Genomic DNA, 21,545 nt, shown 5'->3' with positions numbered 1-21,545 from the left:
CCTGACACCCAGGCGACGACCCGCGGCGCCGCTCGGGCAGCGACGCCGGCTCAGGCCGCAGCCTGGCTGCGGTACATGCTGTCGATCAGCTCGGCGTACTTGCGGTTGACCAGCGCGCGCTTGAGCTTCATCGTCGGTGTCAGTTCCTCGTCCTCGGCGGTCAGGCGGTTCTCGATCAGCCGGAACTGCTTGATCTGCTCGACGCGGGCGAACTGCTGGTTGACCCTGTCTATCTCCGAAGAGATCAGCGCGATGACCTCGGGCGCGCGCGTCAGGCTCCTGTAGTCGGAGAAAGCCACGTTGCGGTCGAGCGCCCAGCGCTCGACATTGTCCTGGTCGATCATCACCAGGCAGCTCAGGAACGGCCGCTTGTCGCCGATCACCACCGCGTCGGTGACGTAGGGGCTGAACTTCAGCTGGTTCTCCCATTCCGAGGGCGTGATGTTCTTGCCGCCGGCGGTGATGATGATGTCCTTCATCCGGTCGGTGATGTAGAAGTAGCCGTCGGCGTCGACGCGGCCGACGTCGCCGGTGTGCAGCCAGCCCTCGTCGTCGATGGCCTCGGCGGTCTTCTGCGGCAGGTTCAGATAACCCGCGAAGACGCTGGGCGAGCGCAGCAGGATCTCGCCTTCGGGCGAGATCTTCATCTCGACGCCCGGCCCCGGCAGGCCGATGCTGCCGATCTTCACCGCGTTGCGTGGCGCAATCGTGCCGGTGCCGGCGGTCTCGGTCATGCCCCAGACCTCGCGCATCGGCACGCCGAGCGCGCGGTACCAGCGGATCAGCTCGGGCGAGATCGGCGCCGCACCGGTCAGCGCCAGCTGCACGCGGCTCAGGCCCACCATGCGGCGCACGTTGTTCAGCACCAGCCAGCGCGCCAGGCGGTACTGCAGGCGCAGGCCCAGGCCCGGTGGGGTGCCGGCCTCCTCGTGCTTCACCCGCTTCAGCCCGGTGCCGATGGCCCAGGCATAGGCCAGCTGCTGCAGCCGGCCGGCTTCCTTCACGGTGATCGCGACGCCCGAGTACAGCTTCTCCCAGACCCGCGGCACCGCGAGGAAGGCATGCGGCTGCACCTCGCGCAGGTTTTCGAACACCGTCTCGGGGTTCTCGACGAAGTTGATGACCGAGCGGCGCAGGATGGCCAGGTACTCGCCGAAATTGCGCTCGGCGATGTGGCACAGCGGCAGGAAGGCGACGCGCTCGCCGCCCTCGGGCAGGCCCTCGAACAGCCCGTTCGGCGCCGCCGCCAGCGTGGACAGCAGGTTGCGGTGCGTCAGCATCGCGCCCTTGGGCTTGCCGGTGGTGCCCGAGGTGTAGACCAGCACCGCCACGTCGGCCGGGCCGCGGCTGGCCAGGCGCTCGTCCAGCAGCTGCGGGTGCAGCGCCAGGTACTCGCGGCCCTGCGCGCGCAGCGCGTCCAGGCTCATCACCTGCGGATCGTCCAGCCGCGACAGGCCTTCCATGTCGAACACGATCACCTTGCGCAGCAACGGCAGGCGTTCGCGCACCTCGAGGAACTTGTCGAGCTGCTCGTCGTCCTCGACGAACAGGAACACGCTGGCCGAATCGCTGCACAAGTATTCGAGCTGCGCGGCCGCATCGGTGGGGTACACGCCGTTGACGATGCCGCCCATGCTCAGGCCGGCCAGGTCGGCCCAGACCCATTCGCGGCAGGTGTTGGCCAGCACCGAGACCACCTCGCCCGGCGCAAAGCCCAGCGAGACCAGCCCGGCGCCGATCTCGCGCACGACCTGCGCCACCTCGCGCCAGCTGTAGGCGCGCCAGAGCCCCAAGTCCTTCTGGCGCATCATCACCGCGTCGCCCTGCTCGCGCACGCGCTGCCAGAACATCTTGGGCAAGGTGTCGAAAGGCAGCGCCACTGGTTCCCAGCCAGGGCGCTGGGTCTTGATGATCGCGCTGCCGCGGACGGGTTGATCCATCGCGCTCACCTCCAGGTCTTCTTCTTCTTCCAGCGCCGCTCACCGCGCACGCCCTCGTCCTTCATGCCGAGGTAGAACTCGCGGATGTCGTCCTTCTCGCGCAGCTTGTCGCAGGCGTCTTCCATCACGATGCGACCGTTCTCGAGCACGTAGCCATAGTCGGCCGCGTTCAGCGCCATGTTGGCGTTCTGCTCGACCAGCAGGATCGTCGTGCCGCGCTCGCGGTTGATGCGCACGACGATCTCGAAGATCTCCTTGGTCAGCTTCGGGCTCAGGCCCAGGCTGGGCTCGTCCAGCAGCATCAGCGCGGGCGCGCCCATCAGCGCGCGGCTGATCGCCAGCATCTGCTGCTGACCGCCCGAGAGCAGCCCGGCATCCTGCCGCTGCCGTTCGCGCAGGATCGGGAAGTAGCGGTACACCTGCTCCAGGTCGCGCGCCACGCCGTCGCGGTCGCGCCGGGTGTAGGCACCCATCATCAGGTTGTCGTGCACCGAGAGCAGCGGGAACACCTCGCGCCCCTCGGGCACGTGCACCAGGCCGCGGCGCACGATCTCGGCCGGGTCCTTCGCGGTGATGTCCTCGCCCTTGAAGGTGACGCTGCCGCGCGTGGGGTCGAGCACGCCGGAGATGGTCTTCAGGATCGTGCTCTTGCCGGCGCCGTTGCTGCCGAGCACGGTGACGATCTCGCCCGGCCGCACCTTCAGGCTCACGCCGCGGATGGCCTTGATCGGGCCGTAGGCGCTCTCGACATTGGCGAGCATCAGCTGGAAGGTGTCGCTCATGGCCGCTCTCTTTGTGCGTCAGGCAGCCTGGCGCCGCAGCGAGGACACGTCGTCCACCGAGCCCAGGTAGGCCTCGATCACGCCCGGGTGCGCCTGCACCTCTGCCGGCGTGCCCAGCGCCAGCACCTCGCCCTGGTTCATCGCCAGGACGCGGTCGGACACGCGCGAGACCAGGCTCATGTCGTGCTCGACCATCAGCACCGTGATGCCGAGCTCGTTGCGGATGTCCTGGATCCAGAACGCCATGTCCTCGGTCTCCTCGACATTGAGGCCCGACGAGGGCTCGTCCAGCAGCAGCAGCTTCGGGCCGGTGCACAGCGCGCGGCCCAGTTCCACCACCTTGCGCACGCCGTAGGGCAGCCCCGCCACCATCGCGTCGCGGTGGTGCTGCAGGTCGAGGAAGTCGATCACCTCCTCGGCGCGGCGGCGCGCGGCCAGTTCGGCCTGGCGCGAGGCCGGCGTGAAGAACAGGTTGCTCCAGAAGCCGGCGCCGCGGTGGATGTGGTGGCCGATCAGCAGGTTCTGCAGCACGGTGGCATGCTCGAACAGCTCGATGTTCTGGAAGGTGCGCGCGATGCCCAGCTGCGCGATGCCGTGCGGCGGCACCTCGGCCAGGCGCCGGCCTTCGAACACCAGCTCGCCGCCGGTGGGCGTGTAGATGCGGCTGATCAGGTTGAACACCGTGGTCTTGCCGGCGCCGTTGGGGCCGATCAGCGTGAACACCTCGCCGCGCCGGACCTCGAAGCTCACCTGGTTGACGGCTCGCACGCCGCCGAACTGGACGCTCAGGTCGCGCGCTATCAGCAGAGTCTGGGCGTCCAGCATCACTTCAGCGACTCCCGGGCTGAACAGCGGTTCGTGGGAAAAGGTAACCGTCCTGGCGCTCGCAGCGGCAAACGCAGGTCGGCTGTCGGCCCGTGGCGGTCTCTGCTTGCATGTACCGAGCAGGCCAAGGCCGCCGGGTGTCCGGTTCCGCTCATGTCCCCCGGCCCAGGCTGCGCCTGGCCCTCCTCCTTTACTTCGCTCCACCGGACACCCGACGCCCTTGGCTCGCGTGGCGCTCTGGCAGGCGCATGCCAACAGTGGTTCGGATCAGGACAGTGGGGCGCTTCACGGAGCGAAGTAAAGGAGGAGGGGTGGGCGCAGCCCGCCCCGGGGGACATGAGCGGAGTGGAGCGCCCCGGCGGCCTGATCGCGCGCCAACCTCCGCAGGCGACGGCCAGCAAGTGTTCGTGCGGAGACAATCGCGCCAAGACATGTTCATCGATCCATTGAGAGCCCGTCACTTGAGCCGCTCCGATCGCGTGTAAGACTTCTGCCGCTTGAACATGCCGCGCCGGTAGAACGGGAACAGCTCCAGCCAGGTGCGCACCTTCAGCCAGCGGCCGTACAGGCCCATCGGCTCGAACAGCACGAAGCCCATCAGCACCGCGCCATACACCACCGCCTGCAGGCCGGTGGCCTGGCCGATGGCCGGCGGCAGCCAGTCCTTCGCCATGGCGATCAGCTGCGGCATCGTGATCAGGAAGATGGCGCCGAGGAAGGCGCCGTGGATCGAGCCCAGCCCGCCGACCACCACCATCAGCAGCAGGTCGATCGACTGCACGATGCCGAACTGGTCCGGCGAGATGAAGCGCAGCTTGTGCGCATACAGCGCGCCCGCAATGCCGACGATCGCGGCCGATACCGCGAAGGCCAGCGTCTTGTAGCCTGCGAGGTGGATGCCCATGCTCTGCGCCGAGATCTCCGAGTCGCGGATCGCGATGAAGGCGCGACCGGTGGCCGAGCGCAGCAGGTTCATCACGCCCAGCGTCACCAGCACGCAGGTGACTAGCGCCACGTAGTAGAAGGCCTCCTCCGAACCGAGTTCGGTGCCGAAGAACTGCAGCGGCTTGACGTTGACGCCGGCATTGCCGCCGGTCACGCTTTCCCAGCGTGCCAGCACCTCTTCGACGATGAAGCCGAACGAGAGCGTGGCAATCGCCAGGTAGATGCCCTTGACCCGCAGCGCCGGCAGCCCGACCAGCACGCCCACCGCGGCCGACAGCGCTGCGGCAAAGCCCATCGACAGCGGAAACGGCCAGCCCCGCACCGCGCACCAGGTCTCGACATAGGCCCCGACGCCGAGGAAGGCCGCATGCCCGATGGAGGCCAGCCCGGTGTAGCCCGCCAGCACCATCAGCCCCAGCCCGGCGATGGCATACACCAGCACGAAGCTCAGCTGCGACAGGCCATAGTCGCCGGACCACATCGGCGCGGCCAGCATCGCGGCCATCAGCAGGCTGTACCAGAACACCTGGCCGCCATGGCGCACCAGCTGGATGTCCTGCGCGTAGTGCGTCTTGAAGATGTAGCGCATGGGCTCAGACCTTCTTGCGCATGGCACCGCCGAACAGCCCCGTCGGCTTGACCACCAGCATCACCAGCACCACCACATACGCCGCGATGTCCTTGAAGCCCTCGGGCAGGTAGAAGCCGGACAGCGCCTCGACCAAACCGATGATCAGCCCGCCGACCACCGCGCCGGGCAGGCTGCCGAAGCCGCCGACCACCGCGGCCGGAAACGCCTTCAGCCCGATGAAGCCCATGTTCGCGTGCACGAAGGTGATCGGCGCCAGCAGCAGACCGGCCATGGCCGCGACGCCGGCCGACAGGCCCCAGACCAGCCCGTTCAGCCGCCGCACCGGAATGCCCATGTAGTAGGCCGCCAGCTGGTTCTGCGACGCGGCCTGCATCGCGATGCCGAGCTTGCTGTAGCGGAACATCAGGTAGAGCCCGCCGCACAGCAACGCCGTCATGCCGATCACCGCCACCTGCTCGACGCTGATCACCGCGCCGCCCAGCTGCCACACCTGGTCCTTGTAGGGCACCGGCAGGGTCGAGGTGGTGGAGCCGATGTCCGGCACCATCGCGATCAGCCCGCGCGCCATGTAGCCGACGCCGATGGTCAGCATCACGATCGTGAACTGCGGCTGGCCGAGGATGGGCCGGATCACCAGCCGTTCGAGCGCGAAGCCCAGCGCCATCATGCCGACCACGGCCAGCGGCGCGGCCAGCCAGAACGACAACCCGACCAGCTGCATCAGCACCAGGCCGCCGAAGGCGCCCAGCATCATCAGCTCGCCCTGCGCGAAGTTGACCGTCTCGGTGGCCTTGTAGATCAGCACGAAGCCAAGCGCGATCAAGGCATAGATGCAGCCCAGCGCAACGCCGGAGATCAGCAACTGGACCAAGGCCAAGGGGTCACCTTTGCAGCAGAAGGCCGCCTCGAACGCGGATGCTGCGGGTTAATCGGCGCGCTGTGGACCGGGGAAAGCCCCGAGTGGCCACGCGAGTGAGGGACGCCGTTTCAGGGGGCTGGATCAGTCCCCGCCGCCGCCGCCACAGCCCCCGCCGCAGCTGCTGCCGCCGCTGCAGGAACTGCCGCCGCCATCGCTGCTGCTGTCGCTGCTGGCGTGGCCGCCGCCGTCATGGCCACCGTGGCCGCCGTGGCCGCCGTGGCCGCCATGACTGCCGTGGCCGCTGCTGGCCGCTTCGCTGATCAGGCCGCCGCCCGAGCAGGCCACGATCGTGTCGCTGCTGCTGCTGGTGCCGCCGTGGTGCGACTCACGCGCCCCACCCGCGGCCAGCGCCACCTGCTGCGGCAGGCTGAAGTGCTGGCCGCCGGCGATGCGCAGCTTGTCGTCCAGCGCGAACAGCAGCGGCATGCGCGTCGGCCGCTGCGGGTTGATGTTCTCTTCCAGGCAGGCCCAGCGCCAGGTGGCGCGCAGGCCGTCGTCGGTGCCGCCGCGCCCGCCCTTCGCCGCCGGCACATGGTGGAAATAGCGGCCGAAGGCCCGCTGGCAGAAACGGGCGTAGCCACGGGTGTCGAGGATGAACTCGTGCCACAGGTCATCGACCACGCGCGAGGGCATGCCCACGCTGCCGCGCCGGCCGCTCTTCAGGTAGGCCAGGAAGAAGGTGCGCAGCGCACGGGCCACCAGGTGGCAGTCCTTCAAGGTCAGCTGCGGGTGCCTGGCGCAGAGCTTGTCGAACAGGCTGCCGCTGAACACATGGCCGCGGATGGCCTGCTCGCGCCGCGCGCGCAGGGCCTCGGCGCGCAGGCGCCAGGCCACCAGCGCGATGACGAGCGCGGTGATGGCAAAGAACGCCGTGGACCAGAACCAGGTGTTCATCGGCAGCCGTTCACAGGCCCGCGAACGGATCGACCCAGCCCCAGGCGGGCGCGAGCCTGACGTCGACGCGATCGGCCTGGCCACGGGCCAGCAGCCAGCGCATCGAGTGGTCGACATCGTCGATCAGCGCGGGGGCGGCCTGCAAGGGCTCGGCCAGCGGCAGCGTGAAGTCGTCCCAGTGGATCGGCACGACGCGACGGGCGCCGGTGCCGCTGACCAGCTCGCGCCAGTAGTCGGCCAGGTAGGCGTCGCTCTGCTGGCCCAGCGCGCCAATGCCCAGCAGCACCACCTCGGCCCGGCGGCCGGCGAGCTTGCCGGGCACGAAGCCGGCCGAGCCCTGCACCAGCAGCGCATGGTCGCCATGCCGCAGCAGCAGGGACAGGCTGCCGCCCTCGGCGTACTGCGGGGCGCGCACCGGGGGCTTCAGCGGCGCGTCGATCGTGCCGCCGGTCACCGCGGTCGGCGCATGGCGCGAACCGATCACCGTGAGTCGCCAGTCGCCGAACTGCAGCTCGTCGCCATCGGCCACGGTGCGGATGCGGTCTTCGGCCAGGCCCCAGCCGCGCGCGATGTTGGCCGTGGAGGCGCTGCCGACCACCAGCGCGCCGGTCTGTCGGGCGACCTCGGGCGTGTCCATCGCGTGGTCGTAGTGCGAGTGCACGGTGATCACCGCGGCCAGCCGCGTGATGCCGGCGCGCGCCAGCGACTGGCGGATCAGGGCCGGGTCGGGCGCGATGCGGCCGAACACCACGCGGCGCAGCGGCGGGCGGGTGAAGAAGCCGTCGATCAGGATCGGCGTGCGGCCATCGTCCAGCAGCACGGTGGCCACGCCGAGGAACATCATGCGCACCGGCACCTGTGCCACCGCCGAGGCCGGCAGCGCCGGCAGCTGCTGCGCGGCATACGGCGCCAGGCTGGGCCGGCGGTGCGCCTGCCAGGCCACCCAGCCGGCAAGCGCCAGCAGCAGCACCCCCAGGCCGAGCAGCACCCGCCAGGCGATGCGCCAGCCGCGGCTCACCACGGCGGCTCGGCGTGCACCCACAGCGGGTTGATCGCGCTAAGCGTGGGCGTGCGCTTGAAGTACACCTGCTCGCCGCCGCCGGGCAGCATCGGCGTGCGGCGCTGGCGCGGGTCCAGCGTCGAACGCAGCGGCTGTTCGCTGGCCAGGCCGACCACGCCGGTCAACTCCTCGCGCGGCGGCAGGTCCAGGCGGAACATCTCGCGCATGTCGTTCCAGTCCTCGCACAACGCCGCCAGGCCACGGTACTGCGCGGGCCAGGCGCGGCGCAGCAGCTCGGGTGGCAGGAAGCCTTCGAACTGGTCGATGCGGCTGCCGATGGCCACCAGCGCCTGCTCGTCGGCCCACCAGCTGCCGAAGGCCGAGGCCAGGCGCACGCGCGTGGCATCCCAGCCGGCCGCGCGGTAGAAGCGGTGCGGACCGATGAAGCGGACCACCTTCGCGCTGCCGACGCGGAAGTTCGGCAGCACCTCGGCCGGATTGACCGCCATCGGCCCGCGGGCCAGCCAGGCGGCGGGCGACAGTGTCTGTTCCTGGCGCATCGAAGGCGTTGCTCGGTGGGTGCGGCGCACGGTGCCGCCGTGCGCGCAGTGTGCATCAAGCCGCAGGGGCGAACACCCTGCGGCCTGATGAGGGCACGCTGCGCCCGCGGCGATCAGCTGAGCGCGGTGTAGATGTCGCCCATCGTCAGTTCCACCGGGCCGCTGATGATGCCCACCAGCGAGACGCTGAGATCGGCCAGGCCGGGCGCGGCGCCGTTCTCGACGAAGTACAGCGTCACCTGCGTGTTGGCCGCGTCGCCGCGCGCGCCGGTGGGGTCCATCGTCACCGCCACCACGCAGCGGCCGCCGTCGGCCAGCAGCAGCTTGCCGGGACCGGCGGTGGTATCGAAGTCGCTCGGCGACAGGCTGCCCTGGGTCTTGTTGTAGAGGAACTCGGCCGTCGTGGGCACGCCGGCCAGCGTGCCGCCCACCGCCCCGTTGATCGATGGCGAGGCGGCCGAGATCGGTGCGCCGGCGAAGGCCTTGACGTCGAGCTTGTCGGAGGCGGGCGTGAAGTTCAGGATCGTGTCGGTGCCGTTCAGCGCCGCGGTCTTCTCGAACACGAAGGTGTCGCTGCCGCCGCTGCCGCCGTTGACGTTGACGCCCGAGGACAGCGTGAAGTTGCCGGCATCGCTGTTGCCGGTGAGCACGAAGGTGACGACGTCGTTGGCATCGATGCCGGCGCCGAAGTTCAGCGTCAGCTGGTTGCTGGTGGTGTTGTAGGTGGCGCTGGTCAGCACGCCGGTGCCGGGGCCGGCGTTGATGCCGGCGATGTTGGCGGTGATCAGCGCGGCCATCGCCGAGCCGATGGTGGCCAGCGGTGCGCCATCCGCCACCGCGCCGTTGCCATCGCTGTAGTCGGTGTCGGGCGCGGCGGCTTCGGTCAGCGTCAGCGCCTTGCCGTCGATCGTCATCGCGATGCTGATGCGGTTGGCCGGCAAGGCGTTGTTGTCCAGCGCGCCGGCGAGCGTGAAGGTCCAGGTCTCGGCAAAGCCGCCGGTGGCGGGCCGGCCGCCGTCGAGCGTGTCGTTGCCGCCGCCGCCGCGGAACACGTCGTTGCCCGCGCCGCCGGTGAACAGGTCGGCGGCGGTGCCGCCCCACAGCGTGGCGCCGGCGCCGGCGGTGGAATCGACCACCGTGATGTTCATGCCGCTGGTCATCGGCGCGATCAGGCTGGTCTGGCCCGGCGTGCCGAACACCAGCCCGCCGCCGCTGATGACCGAGCCGGCGTAGGCGAACAGCGTGGTGGACCCGGCCTTCACCAGGCCGTTGTCCAGGTCCAGCGTCAGGCTGTTGCCCTTGTCGGTGGACGCATTGGTGAGCACCAGCGATTCGAAGCCGGTCACCTGCCCCACGGTGGCCAGCTTGCCCAGCACCAGTTCGTCGTCGGTGCCGGCCGTGCCGGTGAGCTGCAGCGTCGAGGTAATGTCGATCGCGGTCAGGTCGAGCACGTCGAAGTCGAAGGCGAAGCCCTGGGCCGCGGTGTTCAGCGCCACCAGGCTGACCGCACCGATCGCGCCGCCCACGGCGGCCGAGCCCTGGGCCTCGTTGCCGATGCGGATGGCATCGTGGTCGTTGCCGCCGCCGTCGACCAGCTTGGGGTTCGCCTGCGTGGCCTTGAAGATGTTGTCGGCGATGTACAGGTCGTCGGTGGCCCCGTTGTCCTTCAGGTACTCGAAGCCGCTGAGCTGCATCGCATCGGGGCTGCTGGCCGAGCCCAGGCGCACGCTGACGTAGTCGTTGCCGTTGACGGTCTGGCCGATCACCAGCACCTTGGGCACCGTGGTGCTGTTGAAGCTGACCGTGTCCTCGGCATCCTGCGTGGCGGCGAACTTCAGCATGCCGGAAGCCACGCCGTTGTCCGGGGTGTTCGAGCTGATGACGTTGGTGTTGCCCGACAGCGGCGTGATGCCGTCACCCGTGGTGAAGGTGGTGGTGGCGACGATCTGGCCGGTGCTGTTGGTGTTGTCCGCCAGGTTGGTGCTGGGCACCCAGGGCGTCATCGAGATGTCGACCAGGATGCTGCGGGTCAGGTCGTTGAACTTGACGGCGTTGGTGCCGCCGCGCAGCACGTTGGTGCGCGCGTCCATCGATTCATAGCCGGTGAAGACGAGGGTCTCGTTGTGGTCGCTGCCCTGCACGCTGCTCCAGGCCGCGGTGACCTGGGTGACGCCGGCCACCTTGCCGCCGTCGCGCACCTCGTAGTAGCTGCGGCTGTAGGGCGCGCCGCTGGCCGGGTCCGTCAGCTCGATGCGGTGCACCGCGCGGTCGGTGCTGGTGCCGATGTCGGTGTCGGGGTTGAAATTGCGGCTGAAGGTGACCACCCAGTCCTGGCCCGAGGGGGTCAGGTCGAGCACGCCGCCACCGGCCGAGGCCACCACCTCCTCGACGCTGATCAGGCGGTCGATGCGGTCGGTGGCGTTGTTGAAGACGTTGTCGGTGCCGTTGTCGTTGACCAGCACGTACTGCGTGTCCGACGGCACCTGGTTGCTCACCACCGCGACGATCTTGCCGGACTCGGCGCTGTAGTCGACGCGGTCGGTCTGCAGGCCGAGGTCGAAGGTGAACAGCGTCTGGTTGCTGACCTGCGGGATGTTGGCGCGGTCGGCGCTCTGGTTGGTGTCGTCGGGCACGCCACCCGCGGTCGGCTTGGTCGCCTTCAGCGCCGCGATGGACATCCGCACGTCGTCGACGCCGGCCTGGTTCAGCAGGTCGAAGTTCAGGTAGGTGTCGAACGGGATCTCGCCCTCGGCCGGCGAACCCGGCGCGTGGGCGTTGCTGTTGCTCATGGTGTCCGACACCAGCACGGTGTCGGGCGAGCCCACCGGCGGCGGCGTGATGCTGGTGTCGTTGATCGTCACGTCCAGCTGGCCCAGGCCGCCGGCCAGCGACAGGCGCATCACCTCGTTGCCCTCGGTCAGCGCGTCGGCCACCAGCGCGACGGTGGCGGTGGCAATGCCCTGGGCATTGGTGATGAAGGTGCCGCTCAGCACGCCCGAGGCCACGTCCGCCGTGGTGATGCCGGTGCCCGAGAGCGTGTAGTTCACCAGCGTTCCGGCTGCCAGGTTGGTGGTGGTCAGCGTGTAGGTGACGGTGGTGCCTTCGTCGTGGCTCGTGGCGTCGGCCGTCAGCTTGTAGGTGGCCTGCGGCGGCGGCGTGATGCTGGTGTCGTTGATCGTCACCTGCGCGTGGGCCAGGTTGTTGGCCAGGTCCATGCGCAAGGTCTCGGCGCCTTCGGTGAGCTGGTCGGCGCGCAGCGTGACGGACGCGGTGGCCACGCCCTGGGCGTTCACCGTCATCACACCGCTCAGCGGATTGCCGGTGAGGCCCAGCACGTCGTCGGCCGTGAGGCCCGTGCCGCTGAGCGTGTAGGCGAACTGGGTGCCGGCGTCGACGTGGGTGGTGTGCAGCGTGAAGGTGACGGTGCCGCCCTCGTCCACCGCGCTGACGTCGGTGCTCAGGTCGTAGGTCGGCGCCGGCGCCGGCACCAGCGGCGCCAGCAGCTGGGCCCAGCCCTTGCCGTCCCACACCGCACCGGCCGGCGACTGGGCGAAGGCCGCGGCCTGCTCGGCGCGGCCGGCCATGGCCGCCTTCAGCGTCAGCAGGTCGGCATCGTTGCCGCTGTAGGACTCGACCGCCGCGGCGATCGCCAGCGTGAAGTCGCCGCGGGAGGCCGAGCCGTCCAGGGTCGACACCAGCGAATTGGCCCAGGCCGTCTTCGTGGCCGCGCTGATGTCGGTGCCGTAGCAGAAGTTGTCGACCAAGGCCGACAGGAACGCGGTGTTGGTGCTGGCGCCGGCATACACCGTGAAGGGCGACTGCGGCACCGCAAGGTTGTACAGCGTGTTCAGCAACTGCGCCTGCGACATGCCGGCGTTGTAGTTGCCCAGGCCCCAGAGCACGATATCGGCCGTGGGCGCCGCATGGAAGGAGTAGGCAAAGATCTTCACCACCGAGACGGCGGCGGGACTGTAGTTATCGAGAGCTGACATGAGGGGATCTCCTTCCTGGACAATGGGCACGCGCAGCGCGCGCCGGCAGCGCCGAGCTTACATGCGGCGGGCGCTCGCGCCCGGCTGCTACACCCGGTTGCAGCCGGTGACGCCCGTCACGCCCGCGGAGTGCCCCATGCGCCTTGCCCCCTTGATGGTCCTGCTCGCCGCCACGCTGGCCGGCCTGGCGGCGGCACCTGCCGGTGCTGCGGGCTGCAACGACGCCCTGTTCGTCGACCAGATCGCCGAGGCCGCCTGGGTCAACCTCGACGTGCAGCCGGCGCAGGGCACCGGCGGCATCCGCGATGCGTTGCGCCTGGCGCAGAGCGCGCACGCCGGCCAGCCGGTGCGCATCCGCCTGGCGCCCGGGCACTACGCCGACACGCTGGGCACCGAGATCTACGCGCAGCGGCTGCTGCGCGGTGCCGCGAACCCGCTGTGGCTGGTGGCCACCGACAGCCGGCCGAATGCCACGGTGCTGGACCATGGCCTGAACCTGCTGGGCGTTTCCTACATCGCGATCGACGGCGTGACGATCGGCCCCGAAAAGGTCGGGGCCTGGAACGGCACGACCCACGCCGACCCGCAGCCGCTGCAGGCGGCGGCCGGCATCCACGTGGCCGGCGCGGCGCTGAACGCCCGCGCCAGCGGCGTGAAGAACGGCGCGCTGGATGCCACCGTCTATGGCCGTTATGAGCCTTCGCACCACATCGTCGTGCGGCGGGTGACGGTGCAGAACCTGTTCGACCGGCAGGAACGCGATGCCGAAGGCAGCGACAGCCAGAGCATGGACGGCATGAAGTTCAACCAGGTCGAGGACCTGTGGGTGCTGGACAGCCGCGTGCGCCAGACCACGCGCCATGGCATCGACAACGTCGGCGTGCACCGCGCGGCCTTCTGCCGCAACCTGGTGGCGCAGACCGGCGGCGGGCTCGGCATCGAGGCCAAGGGCGGCTCGGTCGACGTGCTCTACGACAGCAACACCTTCTGGCGCGTGCGCCGGGTCGAGCTCGGCGGCGAGGACACCGACGCCACCTACTACTTCTCGGCCGACGGCCGCTGGGACTACGAGGCGCTGCGCACGGTGGCGCGCAACAACCTGATCGTGGATGCGCGCGAGGCGGCGCTGGAATTCTCCGGCTGCCGCGACTGCGTGGCGCTGCACAACAGCATCGTCTTCACCGCCAGCTACCAGGCGCCCAGCGAGGGCAGCGTGATCTACGGCGGCGACGCCCTGCGCGTGCACGACAGCCGCGTGCTGGGCGCCGCCGACGGCGCCGGCAGCGACTGCCAGTGGTGGGATGCCGCGGCCCAGGACTACGTGACGGTCGACCCCTGCTGGGGCGTCGGCGCCAACGCGCCGGCGCCGGTGAACCAGGGGCTGCGCAGCGCGAACCTCACGGTGATCAACAACCTGTTCAGCGCCGAGGGCGGCAGCTTCGGGCGCGGCGCCGGCGGCGTGGTGCCCTGCCCGCTGAACGCGGCCGACGGCACGGCCGTGCCGGTGCTGGACGGCAACGTCTGGTGGAACGGCGGCAGCCCGCTGCCGACCAGTGGCTGCAGCGTGCTGGCCGAAGGCAGCGGCTCGCGCCTGCCGGGCAGCGGCGCCAGCGCCTCGCCGATCGCCGGTGGCGAAGTCGACATCAGCAGCCCGGGCCGTGCGGCCAGCAGCATCGTCACGGCCTTGCGGCCGCGGGCCGGCAGTCTGCTGGCCGGCCTGGCGCTGGCGCATGCGCTGCAGCCGGCCGAGGACCGGCTCGGCGCGCCGCGCCCACCGGGCGGCGGTGGCACCAGCGGCGCGCTGACCGGCGCCAACGCCGACAGCGACCGGCTGTTCAACTACGCCGAGCGCTACTACCCGCAGCTGTTCGCGGGCCACGCGGCGAGCGGCACCGCAGCGGCCTACTACTACCGCTACTACCCGGCCACGCAAAACTACATCGGCACGGCCGGAGACCGGCTGTACGTGCTGGGCCCGGCCTTCAACGACCAGATCACCGACCTCGGGCCCATGGCCACCTGGCTGCCGCTTGCGCTGGACGCCGGACAGTAACCTGCATCCGGTGCGGCCATCACGCCGGCCGCCGCTGCGCGAACATCCAGCGCAGCACGGTCTCGGAGCCGTAGGTCGCGTCCCAGCAGTTGTGGCCCAGGCCCAGGTACTCGGTGTAGCGCGCCGCGGCGCCGGCGGCCTGCAGCGCGGCGAAGGCGGCACGATCGTCCTCCGGCGGCACCGCGTCGTCCATCTCGCCATGGAAGATCCACAGCGGCAGCGCCGACAGGCGCCGGGCCACCGCGGCGGCCGCGGGCCCGTCGGCCGGCGGCACCACCGGGGCGGGCCACTCGGCCATCGGCAGCAGCCAGCCGCACACCGGCAGCACCGCCGCGAACAGCTGTGGGTGCCGGTAGGCCAGCCACCAGCTGCCGTGGCCGCCCATCGACAGGCCGGTGAGGTACACGCGGCGCGGGTCGGTGTGGTAGTCGGCCAGGGTCTGGCGCAGCGCGGCCAGCGCCATCTCGGCCTGCTCGCCGCTCCAGGACGTGTCGGGCCGCGCCTGCGGAAACACCGCCAGCCCCGGGTGCCGCTGCGGGTTCCAGCGGATCGCCGCGCCCAGGCCGACCAGCGACGCGCGTTGCCCATCGGTGCCGCGCTCGCCCGAGCCATGCAGGAACAGCGTGACCGGCCAGTCCTTGCGGCTGGCGTAGTCGGCCGGCACGTAGACCTGGTAGCGCCAGGTCTGGCCACCCTGCACCAGGCTGTGGTCGATGAAGCCGGTCTCGGCCCGCGGCTGGGCCTGGGCCCGCGCGGTCGCCACCAGCGGCAGTGCGGCGCCCGGCGCGAGGCCGGCGTTGAAGGCGCGCCGCTTCACGCCGGCGCCTGTGCCACAGCCAGCACGCGCATCACCGCGGCGTCGGCCTGCATGCGCCGATGATGAGCGGCCACCTTCGGGAAGCGCTCGATGTCGACGCCGTCGCCAGCCAGCCACTGCGCGATCGTGAACAGGTAGGGGTCGGCGATGCTGTAGCGCTCGCCCAGCACCCAGGGCCCCTGCAGGTGGTCGCGCTCGATCAGCGCGAAGCAGTCGGCCATGTTCTGCGGCACCTTCTGCTTCATCGCGGCCATGGCGGCTTCATCGTCGACCCACCGGTAGCCGCGGCGCATGTGCGCATGCGCCACGTGCACGGTCGAGCACAGGTAGCTGTTGAAGGCGTTCAACTGCGCCAGCGCGAAGGCGTCGTCCAGCGGCGCCAGCGCGGCAGCAGGGTGCGTCTGCGCCACGTACTGCAGGATGGCCGGCGTCTCGGTGAGGACGCCGCGATCGCTCACCAGCGCGGGCACGCGGCCCTTGGGGTTGAGCTTCAGGTACTCCGGCGAGCGCTGCTCGTTGCGCGCGAAGTCGACGCGCACGGCACGGTAGTCGGCACCGGCCTGTTCGAGCGCGATGTGCGAGGCCAGCGCGCAGGTGTTGGGAGCGTAGTAGAGCGTGAGCATGGATCGTCCGGTGAAGGAAGGAGAAGCGGGATCAGTCGAGCACCAGCTGGGTCTGCGTGACCACCGCGCACAGCTTGCCCTCGGCGGAATGGATGCTGGTCTGCCACACCATCGTCGTGCGGCCCCGGTGCAGCGCGATGCTCTCGGCGGTGATGGTGCTGCCGACCTTGGCACCGCCGATGAACTTGGTGCTCGAATCGGTGGTCGTGGTGCGCTTGCCCTGCGGCAGGTTCAGCACCGTGCCCACCGCGCCCAGCGTGTCGGCGAAGGCCATGTAGGCGCCGCCATGCAGGATGCCGCCGCTGGTGCACAGCTCCGGGCGCACGGTGAGCTCGGCGCTCACCTTGTCGGGTGCCAGCCCGGTGATGCGCACGCCCATCAGGCCCGGAAACAGCGGGCCCAGCAACTGCTGCATCGCCTCGATCGTCCACATCGCAGCCTCCCGGTGCGGCAGCCCTGCCGCAGGGCGCACAGGGTACACGGGAACCCGTGGCCGCTGCCGGCGCCGGGTTTCAGGGCAGCGCCGAATCGGGCCGGTCGCGCGGCACCCGTGCCAGGTAGGGCTCGACGCCCTCGCTCGTCAGGCACTTGACCATGACATGCAGGGTGCTGCGGCGCAGGCCGGTCTCGACATCGTGGCGCAGCCGCACGTCGCGGTAGCCCATCTTCGGCCAGAAGGCCTCGGCGCGTTCGTTGCCGACCACCGCGCCCAGCCGGATCCAGGCGGCCCCTTCGCCGCGCATCCACTCCTCCAGCGCCTGGTACAGCGCGCCCGCGAGGCCCGTGCCGTGGCGATCGCTCGCGACGATGAACAGGCCGATGTGGAACACCCGCGGCGCGAGGAAGTCGCCCAGCAGCGAGGCCATGCCCAGCAGCGCGCCGCTGGCCGCATCGTCGAAACCGACGAGCCAGCGACGCTCGAAAGGCAGCCCCGGCGGCGGCAGGTCGTGGAACTCCTCCCGAGCCTCGTCGGGCCGCGGCGGCCGGCCGTTGACCTTCTCGAAGTACAGCGGGTTGGCCTCGAAGAAGGCCTGCAGGGCGGGTATGTCGGCTTCGCGCAGCTCGCGCGCCACGCAGCCGGCGGCCTGGAACAGCAGCGGCCCGGAACTCATGCGCGCGGCCTCAGAACAGCGGCAGCAGCATCATCGCCATGCCGACGATGCCCACCGCCCAGCTCGCCGTGCGCAGGAACGGGATGCCGATCCAGTAGATCGGGATGTAGGCCAGGCGGGCCCACAGGAACAGTTCGGCGCCGGCGGCGATCTTCGGGCTGGTGTTGCCGCTGGCATGGGCCACCAGCGCAATCGCCGCGAACAGCACGAAGTTCTCCAGCGTGTTGTTCGCGGCCCGCTGCGCGCGGCCGGCAAAGCCGGAGGCTTCGGCCAGGCCTTCGCGGTTGCCGAAGGCCACCATCAGGCCGGACGGCGTCCAGGCCTTGGCACGGATCAGGCTGGCCAGCAGGATCGCCAGCCAGGTGATGACGGCCATGAGGGCCACTGCCTTGAGCGTCGGGGTCATGTCGGGGTCTCCTCGTGTCGTGGGGCAGCGCAGGATACGCGCCACGGCACCTAACACCAAATGAGCGCGTCCACGCGATCGTCGCCGGCCACCGCGGCATCCCGACGCGCCGCCTCGGGCATGGCTTCGCGGTTATCGTGCCACGATCCCCAATCCGCTGGAGCTGTCTGATGAACGTGGCCGAGGCCGTCGAGCGCCGATCGTCGATCCGCGATTTCCTGCCCACGCCGGTGCCGGGCGAGGTCATCCGCCGCGTGCTGGCCACCGCCGCGCGCGCGCCTTCGGGCGGCAACCTGCAGCCCTGGCACATCGACGTGCTGGCCGGCGAACCGCTGCAGGCATTGAAGGACCTGGTGGCCGGGCGCCAGGCGCAGCAGGCACGGGGCGAGCGCCCGCCCGAGCCGATGGACTACAGCATCTACCCGAAGGAGCTGGTCTCGCCCTACCGCGACTGGCGCTTCCAGGTCGGCGAGGACATGTACGCGACGATGGGCATCGCGCGCGAGGACAGGCCCGCGCGGCTGCGCTGGTTCGCGCGCAACTACCAGTTCTTCGGCGCGCCGATGGCGCTGTTCTGCTCGCTGGACCGGCGCATGGGCCCGCCGCAGTGGAGCGACCTGGGCATGTTCCTGCAGACGGTGATGCTGCTGCTGCAGGCGGAGGGCTACGACAGCTGCGCGCAGGAATGCTGGGCGACGATGGCGCGCACCGTCGGCGAGGTGCTGGCGCTGCCGCCCGAGCGCATGCTGTTCTGCGGCATGGCGATCGGGCTGCGCAACCCGGCGCATCCGGTGAACGGCCTGCGATCGCGCCGCGCGCCGCTCGAGGAATTCGCCCGCTTCCATGGCGTGTGAAGCACGCTGCGTAACGAAAGCGCCGCGCCGGTTCCGTGCCCCCCCTCGGCTGGGCGGCCGGCCGGTGCAAAACGGCAATTCCCACTTGCCCCGGGGCGCGGCTGCGCGTAGCGTGTGGCCATGAACATCCGACCCCTCACCGAGAACCCGGCGCTCGCCGATCTGGCCTGCAGGCTGCTGCGCACGCCCAACGCGCCGATGGCGATGGACGAGGCCGAGACCCGCACCGTGGTCGGCTACATGCAGCTGGTGAACATGCCGCAGGGCACCATCGTGTTCCGCGACGGCGACACGACCGACAACGCCCACATGCTGCTGCTGCTGACCGGCGAGGTGGTGGTGGAGGCCGGCGTGCTCGACGGCGTGCCGCTGTCGGTGCTGGGCCCGGGCAACATGATCGGCGAGATGGGCCTGCTGGACGGTTCGCCGCGCTCGAGCACCTGCACCGCCGCCACCCCGATCCAGGCCGCCGGCCTGACCCGCAAGGCGCTGGAGATGCTGATCGAGCGGCACCCCAAGGCCGGCGCGAAGCTGATGGTGTCGCTGTCCAACCGCATGTCCGAACGGCTGCGCGCGATGTCCGACCAGCTGCGCCTGTACGCCAGCATCACGCCGCCCGATGCGCCCACCGTCAAGCTGACGATCCCGCCGGGCCTGCGCACGATGCGCTGACGCGCAGACCGGGGCTCAGACCGCCTCGATCCGCCGCAGGACGGCCTCGCGCACCAGCGGCAGGCGGTCGTTGCCGAAGTACATGTCGTCGCCGCCAACGAAGATGGTCGGCGAGCCGAAGCCGCCGCGGGCGATGACCTCGTCGGTGTTGGCCTTCAGCTGCGCCTTGATCTCGGGTTGGGCGATGCCGGCGAAGAACGCCGCCTCGTCGACGCCGAGCGCGCGCACCAGCGGTGCCAGCACCGCGTCCTGCGAGATGTCCTGCTCGCGGCTCCAGTAGGCCTCGAACACCGCGCTGGCGAACGGCACCAGCAGGCCCTGCGGCGCCAGCCACAGGCAGCCGCGCATCGCCTTCACGCTGTTGACCGGGAACACCTTCGGCGGAAACACGATGTGCAGCCCGCAGTGGCGCGCCCAGTCCTGCAGGTCCTTGCGCAGGTAGGCCTGCTTGGCCGGCACGCCCTTCTCGCGGAACTCGTAGACGCTGGGGTTCACCGCGTTGAAGATGCCGCCCACCAGCACCGGCTTCCACTGCACCGGCACCTTCAGCTCGGCGATCATCGGCTGGATGTTGTGGAAGGCCAGCCAGGTCCAGGGGCTGGAACAGTCGAAGAAGAACTCGATCACGGTTGGGCTCCTTCGCTCGACGCCGCCGCGTCGGCCACCGCCGCGCGGCCGCCGAACAGCGCGCGGCGCGCCTGCTCGTCCATCGGGCCGCTGCGCTGCCATTCCTTGCCGACGGCCAGGCCACGCTGCAACGCCTCGCGCGCGCGCAACTCGGCATACCAGCGCTTGACCTGCGGCCAGTCGTCCAGGCTCAGGCCCTGGGCCTTGTGCGTCATGGTCCACGGGAAGATCGCGATGTCGGCGATGCTGTACTCGGCCCCGGCCACGAAGCGGTGCTGCGCCAGCTGCGCATCGAGCACGCCGTACAGGCGTCGCGTCTCCTGCTCGTAGCGCGCGATGGCGTAGGGGATCTTCTCGGTCGCGTAGAGCTTGAAGTGGCCATGCTGGCCGAGCATCGGGCCCAGTCCGCCCATCTGCCACATCAGCCACGACAGCACCGCGTGCCGGCCCTGCAGGTCGGCGGGCATCAGCCGGCCGGTCTTCTCGGCCAGGTAGATCAGCATCGCGCCGCTCTCGAAGCTCACCAGCGGCGCGCCGCCGCCGGGCGGGTCATGGTCCACCAGGGCCGGGATGCGGTTGTTCGGGCTGATCGCCAGGAACTCGGGCGTGTACTGCTCGCCGCGGCCGATGTTCACCGGCTTCACGGTGTACGGCAGGTCCAGTTCCTCCAGCGCGATCGTCAGCTTCCAGCCGTTCGGCGTGGGCCAGTAGTACAAGTCGATCAAGGTGGCGCCCCGGTGACAGCAAGTCGACCAGCGTAGCCGCAAACTCCGAAGCCTGGAGTCGCCGATGAGACTGGAAACACCCGAGCCCGCCACGCTGCAGCCCACCCCGCTGGTCGACAGCGACCACCCCGCCGTGCAGGCCTTCGCCGCCGAACAGGGGCGGGGCGCCGACGACACGGCCCGCGCCGTCGCGCTGTACTACGCGGTGCGCGACGGCTTCCGCTACGACCCCTACCGGCTCGACCTGCGGCCCGAGGGCATGCGCGCCAGCAGCGTGCTGGCCGCCGGCCATGGCTGGTGCGTGACCAAGGCCGCGCTGCTGGCCGCGGCGGCGCGCAGCATCGGCATCCCGGCGCGTCTGGGCTTTGCCGACGTGCGCAACCACCTCAGCACCGCCCGCATGCGCGAGACGATGCAGACCGACCTGTTCTACTGGCACGGCTACACCGAACTGTGGCTGGCGGGCGCATGGCGCAAGGCCACGCCGGCCTTCAACCTCTCGCTGTGCGAACGCTTCGGCCTGCTGCCGCTGGAGTTCAACGGCCGCGACGATTCCATCTACCACCCGTTCGACCGCGCCGGCAACCGCCACATGGAATACGTGCACCAGCGCGGCAGCTTCAACGAGATGCCGCTGCAGCAGATGACCGACGACTTCCAGCGCCTGTACCCGCCGGCCATGATGGACCGCAACGGCATCGGCCAGGCCGACTTCCAGGCCGACGTGGTGCGCGAGACCTCGACCCGATGACGACCGACTCCGCTCCCGACATCCCCGCCGGCTTCCACCCGCTGCCGATGGGCGGCCCGTTCATGAGCAACGTCGGCCCGCTGTACGTGCGCCATGAAGGGCCGCTGGTGCAGGTGGGCTTCCGCGTCGAGCCGCGCCACACCAACCCGCTGGAGATCTGCCACGGCGGCATGCTGGCCAGCTTCGCGGACATGCTGCTGCCGATCAGCGTGCACCGCAAGAGCGCCGAGGTGGGCCTGCGCTTCCTGCCCACCATCAGCCTGCAGCTGGACTACCTGGCCGCGGTGCCGCTGGGGGCCTGGGTGCAGGGCGAAGGCGAGGTGCTGCGCGTGACCCGCAGCCTGGTGTTCGCGCAGGGCACCGCCACGGCCGACGGCGTGCCCTGCCTGCGGGTGAGCGGCATCTTCAAGATCGGGCCGGCGCTGAAGCTGCCGGTGGCCGAGGGCTGACGCGGGC

At 70.3% G+C, this 21,545-nt stretch carries 21 protein-coding genes; 5 read left to right on the top strand and 16 right to left on the bottom strand.

Translation table 11 applies throughout. The annotated features are described in order from the left end of the window. Window positions 1-50: 50 nt before the first annotated feature. The 9 genes from ACILR4_RS04955 to ACILR4_RS04915 form a co-directional block, all read right to left on the bottom strand. Window positions 51-1,940 (bottom strand): AMP-dependent synthetase/ligase, encoded by a 1,890-nt coding sequence (locus ACILR4_RS04955; RefSeq protein WP_395699725.1) that lies wholly within the window; start codon window positions 1,938-1,940, stop codon window positions 51-53. A gap of 5 nt (window positions 1,941-1,945) precedes the next feature. Beyond that, on the bottom strand, window positions 1,946-2,722 hold the full coding sequence (locus ACILR4_RS04950; RefSeq protein WP_395699724.1) for an ABC transporter ATP-binding protein: 777 nt from the start codon (window positions 2,720-2,722) through the stop codon (window positions 1,946-1,948). Window positions 2,723-2,740: 18 nt separating this feature from the next. After that, window positions 2,741-3,547, bottom strand: coding sequence for an ABC transporter ATP-binding protein (locus ACILR4_RS04945; protein ID WP_395699723.1), 807 nt, complete (start codon window positions 3,545-3,547; stop codon window positions 2,741-2,743). A gap of 457 nt (window positions 3,548-4,004) precedes the next feature. Further along, complete coding sequence (locus tag ACILR4_RS04940; protein ID WP_395699722.1) at window positions 4,005-5,081, bottom strand: branched-chain amino acid ABC transporter permease; 1,077 nt, start codon at window positions 5,079-5,081, stop codon at window positions 4,005-4,007. Between the two features lie 4 nt (window positions 5,082-5,085). Then, on the bottom strand, window positions 5,086-5,961 hold the full coding sequence (locus tag ACILR4_RS04935; RefSeq protein WP_395699721.1) for a branched-chain amino acid ABC transporter permease: 876 nt from the start codon (window positions 5,959-5,961) through the stop codon (window positions 5,086-5,088). A 123-nt stretch (window positions 5,962-6,084) separates the two neighbouring features. Beyond that, on the bottom strand, window positions 6,085-6,897 hold the full coding sequence (locus ACILR4_RS04930; RefSeq protein WP_395699720.1) for a glycine-rich domain-containing protein: 813 nt from the start codon (window positions 6,895-6,897) through the stop codon (window positions 6,085-6,087). Between the two features lie 10 nt (window positions 6,898-6,907). Further along, a complete protein-coding gene (locus ACILR4_RS04925; RefSeq protein WP_395699719.1) occupies window positions 6,908-7,915 on the bottom strand; it encodes an MBL fold metallo-hydrolase in 1,008 nt (335 codons plus the stop codon). Further along, window positions 7,912-8,457, bottom strand: coding sequence for a hypothetical protein (locus ACILR4_RS04920; RefSeq protein WP_395699718.1), 546 nt, complete (start codon window positions 8,455-8,457; stop codon window positions 7,912-7,914). The genes ACILR4_RS04925 and ACILR4_RS04920 overlap by 4 nt, the downstream gene beginning before the upstream one ends. Window positions 8,458-8,570: 113 nt before the next feature. After that, on the bottom strand, window positions 8,571-12,449 hold the full coding sequence (locus tag ACILR4_RS04915) for a beta strand repeat-containing protein (protein WP_395699717.1): 3,879 nt from the start codon (window positions 12,447-12,449) through the stop codon (window positions 8,571-8,573). 136 nt (window positions 12,450-12,585) lie between these two features. Between ACILR4_RS04915 and ACILR4_RS04910 the strand changes: the two genes are divergently transcribed. Continuing rightward, window positions 12,586-14,502, top strand: a complete 1,917-nt coding sequence (locus ACILR4_RS04910; RefSeq protein ID WP_395699716.1) for a hypothetical protein — start codon at window positions 12,586-12,588, stop codon at window positions 14,500-14,502. A 19-nt stretch (window positions 14,503-14,521) separates the two neighbouring features. Here ACILR4_RS04910 and ACILR4_RS04905 read toward each other — a convergent pair whose 3' ends face one another. From ACILR4_RS04905 to ACILR4_RS04885, 5 genes are all read right to left on the bottom strand, one after another. Beyond that, entirely contained in the window at window positions 14,522-15,319 is a 798-nt protein-coding gene (locus ACILR4_RS04905) for a prolyl oligopeptidase family serine peptidase (protein ID WP_395699715.1), read from the bottom strand. Then, a complete protein-coding gene (locus tag ACILR4_RS04900; protein WP_395699714.1) occupies window positions 15,316-15,942 on the bottom strand; it encodes a glutathione S-transferase family protein in 627 nt (208 codons plus the stop codon). Before ACILR4_RS04900 ends, ACILR4_RS04905 begins: the two co-directional genes overlap by 4 nt. Before the next feature lie 31 nt (window positions 15,943-15,973). Further along, complete coding sequence (locus ACILR4_RS04895; RefSeq protein WP_395699713.1) at window positions 15,974-16,375, bottom strand: PaaI family thioesterase; 402 nt, start codon at window positions 16,373-16,375, stop codon at window positions 15,974-15,976. Between the two features lie 79 nt (window positions 16,376-16,454). Beyond that, a complete protein-coding gene (locus tag ACILR4_RS04890; protein WP_395699712.1) occupies window positions 16,455-17,054 on the bottom strand; it encodes a GNAT family N-acetyltransferase in 600 nt (199 codons plus the stop codon). Window positions 17,055-17,064: 10 nt separating this feature from the next. Further along, window positions 17,065-17,460 carry an MAPEG family protein gene (locus ACILR4_RS04885; RefSeq protein WP_395699711.1) on the bottom strand — a complete coding sequence of 132 codons (396 nt, stop codon included), beginning with the start codon at window positions 17,458-17,460 and terminating at the stop codon, window positions 17,065-17,067. 170 nt (window positions 17,461-17,630) lie between these two features. On the opposite strand from ACILR4_RS04885, the gene ACILR4_RS04880 reads away from it, so the two are divergent. Both ACILR4_RS04880 and ACILR4_RS04875 read left to right on the top strand, forming a co-directional pair. Then, the gene (locus tag ACILR4_RS04880; RefSeq protein ID WP_395699710.1) at window positions 17,631-18,314 is read left to right on the top strand and encodes a nitroreductase; all 684 of its coding nucleotides are present in this window, start codon (window positions 17,631-17,633) and stop codon (window positions 18,312-18,314) included. 120 nt (window positions 18,315-18,434) lie between these two features. Further along, a complete protein-coding gene (locus ACILR4_RS04875; protein WP_395699709.1) occupies window positions 18,435-18,986 on the top strand; it encodes a Crp/Fnr family transcriptional regulator in 552 nt (183 codons plus the stop codon). A gap of 15 nt (window positions 18,987-19,001) precedes the next feature. On the opposite strand, the gene ACILR4_RS04870 is transcribed toward ACILR4_RS04875, so the two are convergent. Together ACILR4_RS04870 and ACILR4_RS04865 are read right to left on the bottom strand one after the other, a co-directional pair. Next, window positions 19,002-19,613: a 2-hydroxychromene-2-carboxylate isomerase gene (locus tag ACILR4_RS04870; protein ID WP_395699708.1), complete on the bottom strand. Its 612-nt coding sequence runs from the start codon at window positions 19,611-19,613 to the stop codon at window positions 19,002-19,004. After that, window positions 19,610-20,338, bottom strand: a complete 729-nt coding sequence (locus ACILR4_RS04865; protein ID WP_395699707.1) for a glutathione binding-like protein — start codon at window positions 20,336-20,338, stop codon at window positions 19,610-19,612. Before ACILR4_RS04865 ends, ACILR4_RS04870 begins: the two co-directional genes overlap by 4 nt. Before the next feature lie 64 nt (window positions 20,339-20,402). On the opposite strand from ACILR4_RS04865, the gene ACILR4_RS04860 reads away from it, so the two are divergent. Together ACILR4_RS04860 and ACILR4_RS04855 are read left to right on the top strand one after the other, a co-directional pair. Beyond that, complete coding sequence (locus ACILR4_RS04860; protein ID WP_395699706.1) at window positions 20,403-21,089, top strand: transglutaminase family protein; 687 nt, start codon at window positions 20,403-20,405, stop codon at window positions 21,087-21,089. Beyond that, window positions 21,086-21,538 (top strand): PaaI family thioesterase, encoded by a 453-nt coding sequence (locus tag ACILR4_RS04855; RefSeq protein ID WP_395699705.1) that lies wholly within the window; start codon window positions 21,086-21,088, stop codon window positions 21,536-21,538. The genes ACILR4_RS04860 and ACILR4_RS04855 overlap by 4 nt, the downstream gene beginning before the upstream one ends. The last annotated feature ends 7 nt before the right edge of the window (window positions 21,539-21,545 follow it).

Source organism: Aquabacterium sp., assembly GCF_044226965.1.
Classification (GTDB): domain Bacteria; phylum Pseudomonadota; class Gammaproteobacteria; order Burkholderiales; family Burkholderiaceae_C; genus Pseudaquabacterium.
The sequence above is the reverse complement of the archived record's forward strand: the minus strand, read 5'-3'. Positions and strand labels throughout refer to the sequence as shown.